This window comes from Uliginosibacterium flavum (assembly GCF_040566545.1).
Lineage (GTDB): Bacteria > Pseudomonadota > Gammaproteobacteria > Burkholderiales > Rhodocyclaceae > Uliginosibacterium > Uliginosibacterium flavum.
On the sequence record NZ_JBEWZI010000017.1, the window covers coordinates 42,886 to 54,328 of the forward strand.

Consider the following 11,443-nt stretch of genomic DNA (forward strand, 5'->3'; position numbering starts at 1 on the left):
CTGTGCTGCACCAAAAAATGCGCGACCTGATGGATCGCGCGCGTCCTTTCATTCCCTTCATCCTCTGGCAACTGATCGTACTGGCCTGCTGTTACAGGGTCTGGGTGGTGTATGCCTACAACCCGATGGACCACATCTGGAGCGATCCGGAGCGTCACTGGGTGCAAGGCATCGACGCCAAGCGCGACGATCCGCTAGCGATGATGGATCCGATCCTGTTCCAGCTGTATATCGGCATCTTCGCCAAGCTGACGCTTGGCATTCACAAGCTGACGGCGTTCTATACCGCGGCCCTCTCACTGCTCACGCCCTGGCTCTGGTACAGATTCCTGCGCGAACTGCAGCCCTCGCGCAACCTCGCCTTGCTGGGCTGGGCGATCCTGGCCTGGTCGCCCTCGTGGACCGCGATTTATTCCTATTTCATGCAGGAAACCCTGATGCTGCCGCTGCTCGGCGCGGCACTCTGGGCCACTTGGCGCTGCCGTCGCAAGGCTACCCTGCAAGCCTTTCTTGCTGCGGCCATTCTGTGGACCCTGGCCGGCCTGACCCGCTCGATCTGCCTGCCGCTGGGCCTGCTGGCCCTGGTCTGGCTGTGGATCGCACAGGGCGACAAAGTCCGCCGCGCAGCCACCTCACTGCTACTTCTGGCGCTGGTCTTTGGTCCGCTCACCGTTCGCAGTCTGGAACGCGCACATCTGGTCGCCCCGCACGGCATCGGCGGCCTGAATGCCTTGTACGCCCGCTCGGGCGGTTTCGAAATCAACATTGAATTCAAGCGCGAAGGCGCCGGCTGGGGGTTTGGCTTTGGCTCACCATCGGTCGGCACGGAGCCCTTCGCTCCGTATTCTGACTGGCGCACCAAACGCGAAGGCGTCGCCAAATTCAAGATCGACATGGACAAGGGCGCCGAAGATTGGGACGCCGAACAAGCCAAAATCAATCTCGACCTGCCGCGCTACCTGTGGCTCACCGGCGAAAACCTGGCCTTCCTGTTCTTCGCCGAATCCTGGCCAGACACGGATCGCAGCCGAAGCATCGGCGAAATCAATTACCGGCTGCGCTGGCTCTGGGCGCCACTGAGCCTGGCTGGCCTGGCACTGACCGTGGGCTTGTGGCGCCGCCAGCGCGAACGCCTGCTGCCCTCGCTCATCCTCGTGTGGTTCCTGCTGCAGGGGCTAGGCCTGGTTGCGGTGAATGAGGGGCGTTATCGCAAACCCTTCGAAGGCTTGCTGATCGCCCAGCTGATCCTGCTCGCCAGTACGCTGCGCAAGCCGCAGCAAGCCGCCGCTACTCCGACCGCCCCTCAAGGAGCTGGACAATGAACACCCGCCGCCGCATTTCACTAGTCATCCCCTTCTACAACGAGGAACTCAACGTCGACAACACGCTTGCGGCGATTGCCCGCGTGGTCGACCCGCAACGCTACGACTGGGAGCTCGTCGCCATCAACGACGGCAGTCGCGACGCGACGCTGGCCAAACTGCAAGCCGCCTCGCCCAGCAATTTCGAATTGATCGTGGTTGACCTGTCGCGCAACTTCGGCAAGGAAGCCGCGCTCTCTGCAGGCCTGTCCCAAGCCAGCGGTGACGCCATCATTCCGCTGGATGCCGATCTGCAGGACCCGCCCGAAATGATCGCGGCAATGCTCGAAAAGTGGGAGCAAGGCTTCGAGGTCGTACTCGCCCGTCGCGCGGATCGCAGCAGTGACGGCTTCCTCAAGCGTCAGTCCGCCGCCGGTTTTTATCGCGTGATGAACCGCCTGTCCGAAGTCAAGATTCCAGACAACGTGGGTGACTTCCGTCTAATGGATCGCTGCGTCGTCGAGGTCGTTTCCAGCCTGCCGGAAAATCGGCGTTTCATGAAAGGCCTGTTTGCCTGGGCGGGTTTCCGCACCACCAGCATCGACTACGCCCGCCCCGAACGCGAGTTCGGAGAAACCAAATTCTCCGGCTGGAAACTGTGGAATCTGGCCGTTGAAGGGATTACATCCTTCTCCATCGCGCCACTGAAAATCTGGACCTACATCGGCGTCTTTGTCGCCCTGATGTCCTTTGGCTACGGCAGTTTCATCATCCTGCGCACTGCCATCCAGGGCGTCGATGTGCCGGGCTATGCCTCGCTGCTGACCGTCGTGCTGTTCATGTCCGGCCTGCAGCTGATCGGCCTTGGCGTCATCGGCGAGTATCTGGGACGGGTCTATCTGGAAAGCAAGCGTCGCCCGCCCTTCGTGATCCGTTCGGTGCAACAACGCGGAGGCAAGGCCGCAGAATGATGCAGAAGGAGTTCGGCCGCTTCGTGCGCTTCTGCCTGGTCGGCGTCGCCAATACCGGCGTACACATGCTTATCGTGGTAAGCCTTGCCGAACTCCTGCACTGGCCGCCGGACTGGGCAAATGTCACAGCCTTTGTCTGTGCCAATCTGTTCTCGTATGCAGTTAACAGCCGCTGGACCTTTGCGGTGATGAAGGGCGACGCCTCACGTTATCCGCGCTTCCTCGCCGTTTCACTGGTGGGTCTGTGCTTGTCCTGGGCCTGCGTAAAACTGGCCATACACCTGAACCTCCACTACCTGATCGGCGTCGCCGGCTCGGTCGTGCTGGTCGCGGTCAGCGGCTATGTGCTGAACCGCTTGTTCGTGTTTCGCCACCCGTAAGCCCTGAAAACCTCATCCAGCAAGGTTCTTCAGGCAGGCTATGCCGGAAGCCAATACTGGCGCGGTTCTCCGGCACAGAGGCCGCAAACGGCCCGCCCGAAGGACCCGGGCAGGCACCTGCTCAGATAAAAAAGACCATGATCACGGTCCCGAACAACAAACCAGCGGACAGCAGGATGCTGAGCACGAGCTGTGCGTTTTCCCAGGTTTCATCGAGTTCCGGCCGACAGATCTGCAGCAGCAACAAGCCCGGCAGGTAATAACGAGGTTCGATCAAGGGATGCATGGCCGCGGCCAGCACAGCCACCGCATACAGCCAGTAGAAGCGCGGCTGCGCCAGACGGGTCACGCACAGGGTCAGCGCCATCCAGGCAACCCCCAGATAAGCCAACGCCCGCACGGACAGGAACTTGGTCGGCCAGTACAGCAACTCGTTGTGCAGCCAGAAACGCATGCCTTCGCCGTTGTAGCCATGGGTGTTGGAGTAGCTCCCCATGTAAATGAGGAAGCCCAGAATCAGACAAGCCACAACCGCCGGCTTGCGCAGCAGGGTGAGGATGCGCGGCACCGCCTCAAGGTTCATGGGCAGGAACATCAGCCAGCCACAGAACAGGAACACATAGATATTGGTGACCGTGAAACCGCTCTGATGCTGCGAACGATCCCCGACCGCCACACCCTTGTTCCAGAAGACAAAACCGACAAACAGCAGCATCACAGCAAGCAAGGGCAAACCCCGAACGCAGGCATTGGCAATAATCTTGCGCCACTCCAGTTGCCGCAGATTCATTGAGCTGCCATCGAATGCCACCAGCAGCCAAGCCAACCCGACCCAGATCACCGCATCTTGGCGCAACAGGACAGCCACCAGCCCGGTCAGCCCCGCCAGCAGGAAACGGCGATTCATCGCACACAGACAGGTCGCGATGATCGCCGTTGTCGTCCACACATCCGTATAGATCAGGAAAAAAAACGGAAACAGGATTGGAAAATAGAACAACTGCACGGCTCTGCGCCCTGCGGCGAGCGGCGCGTGCAGTTTCACCATGCGGAATGCCAACCAGGGCATGGCCAGCCCCACCAGCAAAGTCACCAGCCTGTGCAGGCTATCGCTGTAGTAACCCAGCAGCTTGGCAACCAAAGCCAGAACTGCGTGATAACTGGGAATCATCGTGGTGCTGCCCAGGATCGTGAAATTATTGGTGAAAAAATTCCAGATCTGGGGACCGTGAAAACCCTCGTCATTAATGAGACCTGGGTGAGTGGACACCAGCGCAAAGCCAAACACGGCACCGAGCAGCACGCAAACTCCGCTTAGCCATCCGCTCCATGCGGAGCTGCCACTTGAGCCTGCGGCCGCAAGAGGCTCGCATGCAGACAGCGACAGCGCTGATGCCACAGTCTCGTCCGGCGCCAATACAACTTCGGGTTCTTCAGGTATTTCAGACTCCACGACGAGCGGCAGTTGCTCCCCCGCTTCGCCCACACTCGCCTCCTGGTCCAGCTGTTCCATGTCCCATCCTTTGTTATTGTTGATGCCTCGGCCTTTCCGGCCAAGCCATGGATAATACTGGGAAAGATCACGCGGCAAACGTATTGGATCATTGACGCTCAACAATGCTGCTTTACACCCCCGCAAGCCCTGCAGCCAGCCATGGAAATCCACATGAACTTCACTTACCTCCTGCGCCGTCCCGCCACCCCGCCCAGCCACCGCCCGCCCCTGCTCGTATTGCTGCACGGCAAGGGAGCGAACGAGGAGGATCTGTTCGGGCTGGCGCAGTATTTTGATCCGCGCTTCATGGTGATCAGCCTGCGTGCACCGCATGAAATGGCATCCGGTTATTACCGCTGGTATGAACGCACGGAAACACTGCAGGGCTCGGTCTTCGATGCCGCAGAAATCGAAACCAGCCGCCTGTGGTTGATCCAGAGCATCAATGACGCGGTGATGGGCCTGGGTGCCGATCCACAGCAGGTGCATGTGCTGGGCTTCAGTCAGGGTGGCGCGATGGCCCTGACCCTCGCCCTGACGGCCCCGCGCCATCTGCGCTCGGTCGTGAGCATTGCCGGCCGCCTGCTCGCAGCCAGTGCGCCGTATGCGGCTACAGCCGAAGCGATAAGTCACCTGACCCTGCTGATCCAGCACGGCACCCAGGACGACATGGTGCCGCACGCCGAATCCGTGGCGGCCTGCGCCTTGTTTGCCGAGTTGGGCGTCAAGCTGGGTTTCAAGGAATACACCACCGGCCACACGATCAGCCCGGCAATGCTCAAGGACGCGCTGGATTTCCTGCGCGTGCGGCTGGATGCGTCGCTGGACGGGCCAGCCTGAGCAAGCTGCCTGCAGAGCCACGCCGGTATTGGCCCTACAGAATACTTACCTGAAGACACCCTCCCGGAGAGGCTCTTAAGGCACACCCACTTCAGAGCCCGTTGTAGGAGCTAACGAAGCTGGCGATTTGAGCCCCAATTTGCGTCCGAATCGCCAGCTTCGCTAGCTCCTACGTCACCCTCGCGCAGAGCCTCGCCGGTATTGCCTCACCGCGATGCCTGCCCGAAAACCGAGTACCCGCGCGGCTCTACAAGCACGCCCCACTCAGCACTCAACCCTCAGAACTCAGCACTTTTTTTAAATATCCGCCAGCGCCCGCACATGCGCCAGCACGCTGCGTCCCAAGGCCGGCAAGGAGTAACCGCCTTCCAGCATCGACACAAGCTTGCCGCCACAGTGCGCATCGGCCCACTGCCGCAGCTCGCGGCTGATCCAGGCGAAGTCCGCGTCGACCAGGCCCATCGAGGCCATGTCGTCTTCGTAGTGCGCATCGAATCCGGCGGAGATGAACAGCATCTGCGGTTGATGCTGCGCCAGTGCGGGCAGCCAGGCATCCGTCAGCAGATCGCGGATCTTGTCGCCGCGCGTGCCCGCCGGAAAAGCCGTATTGAGCAGGTTCGGCGCGATCAGCTTGGTGCCGCTGTAGGGATAGAGCGGATGCTGGAAGAAGCTGAGCATCTGCACGCGCGGATCGGCGAGGAAAATGTTCTCGGTGCCGTTGCCGTGATGCACGTCGAAATCGATGATGCTGACTCGCGCCAAGCCACAGACTTCGAGCGCGTGGCGCGCGGCGACGGCCACGTTGTTGAAAAAACAGAAGCCCATCGCGCGCAGGCGCTCGGCATGGTGGCCGGGCGGGCGCACCGCGCAGAAGGCGTTATGCGCCGTGCCGGCCAGCACCAGTTCGGTCGCGTAAATGCCGGCCCCGGCAGCGCGCAAGGCAGCCTTGAGCGTATGCGGCGTCATCGCGGTATCGGGATCGAGGTGGCGCAAGCCTTGCTCAGGCGAAATCTCGAACAGCTCATCGACGTAAGCCGGTGAATGCGCCCGGTAGAGCTGCTCCAGCGTGGCCTGCGGCACGTCTTCGCGCATGTCGAGCAAACCGTCGAGGCCGGAACCTTTGATCTGGTCAAGGATCTCAGTCAGGCGATCCGGCGATTCCGGGTGCATGGTGCCCATGCTGTGCAGCCAGCAGTCGGGGTGGCTGATAAATACGGTTCCGCTCATCGGCTCTCCTTTTGGGCATATTTTTCTTTGCCTGCCCGCCGATACATGCCGGCGAACTTCTTGTGTGCCGTAAACTACTGCCAAACTCCGGCACTCGCCAGCCAGTCTTACCCGAACAGCCACCCAAGGATTGCCCCATGCCTGTAGCAGCAAACGAGCGCACCGAACTCATCCTCGCCCAGCTTGGCCAAGTGTTGCTCGGCAAACCGCAGGCCTTGCGCCTCGCCTTGGCCTGCCTGCTGGCGCGCGGCCATCTGTTGATCGAAGATCAGCCCGGCGTAGGCAAGACCACCCTGGCGCATGCGCTGGCGGTCACACTGGGGCTGGGTTTCCAGCGCGTGCAATTCACCAGCGATCTGCTGCCGGCCGACCTGATCGGCATCACGATTTTCGACACCGTGCAGCAAGGTTTCCGCTTCCATCCCGGGCCGCTGTTCTCGCAGGTCTTACTCGCCGATGAAATCAACCGCACCACGCCGAAGACGCAGAGTGCGCTGCTCGAAGCGATGGAGGAGCGCCAGGTCTCGGTCGATGGCAAGACCCACCCGCTGCCCGAACCCTTCTTCGTCATCGCGACCCAGAATCCCTCGCAGCAGATCGGCACCTTCCCCCTACCCGAATCGCAGCTCGACCGCTTCCTGATGCGCCTGTCCTTGGGCCTGCCGGATGCGGCGGCCGAGCGCGAGCTGCTGGCCGGGCAGGATCGACGCGAGATCCTCGCGCGCCTGCCGGCCTGCATCACCAGCAGCGAACTGCAAACCCTGCAGGCGCAAGCCAGCGCGGTGCTGGTGAGCGAACGCATTCTCGATTACGTGCAGGCCCTGCTCGCCAAGAGCCGCAGCCTGCCGGAGATTGCGCAAGGGCTGAGCCCTCGCGCCGGCCTCGGCATGCTTGCCGCCGCCCGCGCCTGGGCGCTGATCGCCGGGCGCGATCACGTGCGCCCGGAAGACGTGCAGGCGATCCTGCCCTGCGTCGCCGGTCACCGCCTGAATGCCGCCGACACGCGTCAGGGCGGCGAAACGCTGGTGCGCCAGTTGATCGAATCCGTCGCGCTCTGACGATGGCCGCCGTGCTTGCCCGGCTGCGGCGCCAGTTCCGGCGCTGGGCCACCCGCGCCAAAGTGCCCGAGGCGCAGCCGATCACGCTGCGCCAGGCACGCGTATATGTGTTCCCGAGCCGTGCCGGTTTTGCCCTGCTGCTCACGCTGCTGCTGATGTTCATCGCCGCGGTGAATTACAACCTGTCGCTGGGCTACGCGCTGACCTTCTTCCTCGGCAGCGTCGGCGTGGTGCACATCCTGCACAGCTGGCGCAGCCTGACACGCCTGCAGATCAGCCTGCAGGCCAGCGATGAAGCCTTTGCCGGCGGCAGCGCGCACTGGCAGATCAGCCTGATCAATGCGCAGAACATCAGCCGCCCGGCGATCCGCGTGCTGGATGCCGACGGGCGCGAACTGCTGTGCGCCGACCTCGCGCCGAACGCCACGTTCAGCACCCGCATCGCCCTGCCCTGCGCGCAGCGCGGCCCGCTGCAGCCGGGCCAGCTGACCATCGAGACGCGCCAGCCGCTGGGCTGGATCCGAGCCTGGAGCTACATCGAACCGTATGCGCCGCAGCTGATTTTCCCGACGCCAGCGGGCTCGCAAGCCCTGCCGCTGCAAGCCGGCGAGCAGGCCGACAGCGGCGTCGGCCAGATCCTCGGCCAGGACGATTTCGCCGGCCTGCGCGGCTTCCATCCCGGCGACTCCCTACGCCATGTCGCCTGGAAACAGCTCGCCAGCGGTCGCGGCATGCTCACCAAGATTTTCGCCAGTGGTCAGGCGCCCACCTGCGTACTGGATTGGCATGCCCTGCCGCCCGGCATGCCGCTGGAGTCCCGCCTGAGCCAGCTCACCCAATGGATTCTCGCGGCACGTCAGAGCGGCGCACGCACCACCCTGATCCTGCCAAATCAGCGCATCGGGCCGGGGCAGGATGCGATCCATCACCACACCTGCCTGAGCCGCCTGGCCTTGTTTGAAAAGATACCGGGCTAAGCGCACCGGTATGAACTCACTGTGCGCGGCCTACCTGTAGAGCCGCGCCGCGCCTGGATCTTCAGCCCCCCCTCCGCACAGGCCCGTCACACGGACCTGTGCAGCATGGCATGAATCAACCTAGAAGCCGCAGTTGACCGCTTCCAATCGCGGGCAAGTTCGCATGAGCATTAAGTTTTGTCCTCACGGCAATCCTCATCATTTGGGTGAGAGCGCTACACACCCGATTGAACCACGCTGTGGCACGCTGGCGGCGTTGCTTCTCCTTGCGGGCAAAGGCCCGCTGCGTCGGCGCGCCTTGCCAACGCACCGCATCGCGGCCCACTCGGATGCGTCCAACTACGGCTTCTAGGTTCAAAGGGGTAAACTCGCGGCCATGCCCGATCTTCGCCACCGCGCCCTCGCCGCCCTCGCCCTTGCGTCACCGGCTGAAAAATGCGCCGCACTGCGCGCCATCCCGGCTGATTGCCGGCTCGACCCCAACGCCAGTCTCAGCACTGAAGTCCCCCTGCCCGGCCGCGAATCCCGCCCGCATCTGGTCATGCCGCGCGATGTGCCGCAGCGCTCACTGGCCACACTCGAAGGCCGCGCCGCGCTGATTCACGCCCTGGCACATATCGAACTGAACGCGGTGAATCTGGCGCTGGACATCGTCTGGCGCTTCGCCGATCTGCCGGAAAAGTTCTATCGCGACTGGCTAGGCGTGGCATGCGAAGAGGCCGATCACTTCGACCTGCTCGCCGCACATCTGGCGACGATGGGCTACGCCTACGGCGATTTCCCGGCGCACGATGGACTCTGGCAAATGGCCGAGAAAACGGCCGACGATGCGCTCGCCCGCATCGCGCTGGTGCCGCGCATTCTGGAGGCACGCGGGCTGGATGTTTCCCCGCAGATCCGCGCCAAACTCGCCAGCGCGGGCGACAAGGCCGGGGCGGCGATTCTGGACATCATCCTGCGCGACGAGATCGGTCACGTCGCGCTCGGCAACTACTGGTATCACTGGCTGTGCGCGGCACGCGGGCTCGATCCGCTGGCCGCCGACGCAATGCTCGCCGCGCAATACGGCGCCCCGCGCCAGCGCGGCCCCTTCAACCTGAGTGCGCGACGGGCGGCGGGATTCACCGACGCCGAACTTGCCGCACTCGATTCCGGAACACCCCTGTGAAAAACCTTCTGCGCCAACTCTTCCGCCGTCTGAGCGGCCGCGATCCACTCGCCATGCTGATCAAGCGCGGTCTCGTGGTCGGCAAGAATTTCTACATGCAAGATGGCTGCAAGATCGACGCCAGCCACTGCTGGCACATCCGCATCGGTGACGACGTCACCCTGGGCGCAAACGTCACCCTGCTGGCCCACGATGCCAGCACCAAGCTCGCGCTCGGCTACGTCAGGCTTGGCAAACTGCACATCGGCAACCGCGTCTTCATCGGCGCCGGCAGCATCGTGCTGCCCGGCGTGACCATCGGCGATGACGTGATCATCGGCGCTGGCAGCGTGGTCAGCCGCGACATCGAGGCCGGCAGCCTGGCCGTTGGCAACCCGGTTCATATCCTCGGCAGCAGCAGCGACTACATCGCGCGCCGCAAGGCGCTGATGGAGGAATCGCCCTGCTTCGGCGAGGAATACACACTGCGCGCGAACGTCAGCGCCGCCATGAAAGCCGAGATGAACGAGAAGATGCACAGCGGCACCGGCTTCATCGTCTAGCGCGGGCGTGTGGGCAAACCACACGACACCCCGACAAACGCAGCGGGCGGGCGTTCTGAACAAACCTGCCCGCACAGCCTTATTCCGCGTAACTGTGCAGCACCCATACCGGCACAGGTCCGCTGCATGCGGCTCTTCAGGCAGCCCCGCCTGGCGTGCCAGGCTTTAATTTTTCTTACTCTCCAATTACAAGGCTTAACCCTCGCCAAAGGTCGCTTGCGGGACAATACGCCCACACCCTCAAGCACAATGCCGCAGCTCGGCAGCATCCCCATCATGGCTCTCAAGAAAAATAACTGGTTCACGCTGCGCAATGGCGTGATTGCGCTCGTCGTGCTGGCGGTCCTGCTGCTGGCCGGGTTCAAACTCTGGTCTCCGCCAGAGCGGCCGTCCTACCTGACCGCAGCCGCCGAGCTGAGTGATCTGGAGGATGCGGTGCTCGCCACCGGCACGATCCAGGCGTTCAAGCAGGTCAGCGTCGGCGCCCAGGCCTCGGGGCAGATCAAGTCGCTCAAGGTCAAACTCGGCGACCGCGTCAAGGCGGGCCAGTTGATCGCTGAAATCGATTCGCTGACGCAGCAAAACTCGCTGCGCAACGCCGAGGCGGCGCTCGAAAGCGTACGCGCCCAATTGTTGTCAAAGCAGGCCACACTCAAGCAGGCCGAACTCGCTTTCAAGCGCGCCGAATCCCTGATGGACCAAGAGGCCGGATCGCGCGAAAGCTTCGAAGCCGCCGAGGCCACGCAAGCGGCCACGCGCGCCGAAATCACGGCGCTGAATGCGCAAATCGCGCAGGCCAAAATCAGCGTCAATACGGCAAACCTCAACCTGAGCTACACCCGCATCGTGGCGCCGATGGATGGCACGGTGGTCGCCTTGATCGCCCAGGAAGGTCAGACCGTGAACGCCAACCAGAGCACGCCGACGATCATCAAACTGGCGCGCATGGATACGGTGACTGTCAGAGCTCAGATCTCGGAAGCCGACGTCACCCGCGTCAAAGCCGGTCAGAAAGTGTATTTCACGATCCTCGGTGAGCCTGCCAAACGCTACACGACTACGCTGCGTGCCATCGAACCGGCGCCCGACTCGATCAGCACCGACACGAGCACCTCAAGCACGACCAGCACTTCAACCAGCACCGCGATCTACTACAACGGCCTGCTTGACGTACCCAACCCGGATGACAAGCTGCGCATCTCGATGACCACTCAGGTACGCATCGTGCTGGCCGAGGCGACCCAGACGCTGACGATTCCCTCGGTCGCCCTCGGCGAGCAGGCACCCGATGGCCGTTACGTCGTGCGCGTGCTGGATGAACAGGGTCTGGTCATGCCGCATCGGGTACGGATCGGCCTCAACAATACCGTCAGCGCGCAAGTGCTTGAAGGCCTTGCCGAAAGCGACAAGGTGATCCTCGGCGAAGCCACGGCCGACACCCCGACCAGCACCAAGCGCATGGGCCCGCCCCCGATGTAAGGGGA

The 11,443-nt window shown here is 62.8% G+C and carries 11 protein-coding genes; 9 read left to right on the forward strand and 2 right to left on the reverse strand.

The features are described from left to right. The first annotated feature begins 2 nt into the window (after positions 1-2). Genes ABXR19_RS14860 through ABXR19_RS14870 form a run of 3 tightly spaced genes read left to right on the forward strand, consistent with a single transcriptional unit; the run spans position 3 to position 2,652 of the window. Positions 3-1,322 carry a glycosyltransferase family 39 protein gene (locus ABXR19_RS14860; RefSeq protein ID WP_354601923.1) on the forward strand — a complete coding sequence of 440 codons (1,320 nt, stop codon included), beginning with the start codon at positions 3-5 and terminating at the stop codon, positions 1,320-1,322. Continuing rightward, positions 1,319-2,272, forward strand: coding sequence for a glycosyltransferase family 2 protein (locus ABXR19_RS14865; protein WP_354601924.1), 954 nt, complete (start codon positions 1,319-1,321; stop codon positions 2,270-2,272). Before ABXR19_RS14860 ends, ABXR19_RS14865 begins: the two co-directional genes overlap by 4 nt. Next, complete coding sequence (locus ABXR19_RS14870; protein ID WP_354601925.1) at positions 2,269-2,652, forward strand: GtrA family protein; 384 nt, start codon at positions 2,269-2,271, stop codon at positions 2,650-2,652. Before ABXR19_RS14865 ends, ABXR19_RS14870 begins: the two co-directional genes overlap by 4 nt. 121 nt (positions 2,653-2,773) lie before the next feature. Here ABXR19_RS14870 and ABXR19_RS14875 read toward each other — a convergent pair whose 3' ends face one another. Then, positions 2,774-4,165, reverse strand: coding sequence for a Dol-P-Glc:Glc(2)Man(9)GlcNAc(2)-PP-Dol alpha-1,2-glucosyltransferase (locus ABXR19_RS14875; protein WP_354601926.1), 1,392 nt, complete (start codon positions 4,163-4,165; stop codon positions 2,774-2,776). Between the two features lie 153 nt (positions 4,166-4,318). On the opposite strand from ABXR19_RS14875, the gene ABXR19_RS14880 reads away from it, so the two are divergent. Further along, positions 4,319-4,987: an alpha/beta hydrolase gene (locus ABXR19_RS14880; RefSeq protein ID WP_354601927.1), complete on the forward strand. Its 669-nt coding sequence runs from the start codon at positions 4,319-4,321 to the stop codon at positions 4,985-4,987. Positions 4,988-5,284: 297 nt separating this feature from the next. On the opposite strand, the gene ABXR19_RS14885 is transcribed toward ABXR19_RS14880, so the two are convergent. After that, positions 5,285-6,214 carry a histone deacetylase family protein gene (locus tag ABXR19_RS14885; protein ID WP_354601928.1) on the reverse strand — a complete coding sequence of 310 codons (930 nt, stop codon included), beginning with the start codon at positions 6,212-6,214 and terminating at the stop codon, positions 5,285-5,287. A 137-nt stretch (positions 6,215-6,351) separates the two neighbouring features. Between ABXR19_RS14885 and ABXR19_RS14890 the strand changes: the two genes are divergently transcribed. The 5 genes from ABXR19_RS14890 to ABXR19_RS14910 all read left to right on the forward strand — a co-directional run bounded on the left by ABXR19_RS14890 (position 6,352) and on the right by ABXR19_RS14910 (position 11,438). Beyond that, positions 6,352-7,272, forward strand: coding sequence for an AAA family ATPase (locus ABXR19_RS14890; protein ID WP_354601929.1), 921 nt, complete (start codon positions 6,352-6,354; stop codon positions 7,270-7,272). Between the two features lie 2 nt (positions 7,273-7,274). After that, on the forward strand, positions 7,275-8,249 hold the full coding sequence (locus tag ABXR19_RS14895; protein ID WP_354601930.1) for a DUF58 domain-containing protein: 975 nt from the start codon (positions 7,275-7,277) through the stop codon (positions 8,247-8,249). 376 nt (positions 8,250-8,625) lie between these two features. Next, positions 8,626-9,417, forward strand: a complete 792-nt coding sequence (locus ABXR19_RS14900; protein ID WP_354601931.1) for a ferritin-like domain-containing protein — start codon at positions 8,626-8,628, stop codon at positions 9,415-9,417. After that, on the forward strand, positions 9,414-9,959 hold the full coding sequence (locus ABXR19_RS14905) for an acyltransferase (protein ID WP_354601932.1): 546 nt from the start codon (positions 9,414-9,416) through the stop codon (positions 9,957-9,959). Before ABXR19_RS14900 ends, ABXR19_RS14905 begins: the two co-directional genes overlap by 4 nt. A gap of 276 nt (positions 9,960-10,235) precedes the next feature. Next, a complete protein-coding gene (locus ABXR19_RS14910) occupies positions 10,236-11,438 on the forward strand; it encodes an efflux RND transporter periplasmic adaptor subunit (protein ID WP_354601933.1) in 1,203 nt (400 codons plus the stop codon). Positions 11,439-11,443: the final 5 nt, after the last annotated feature.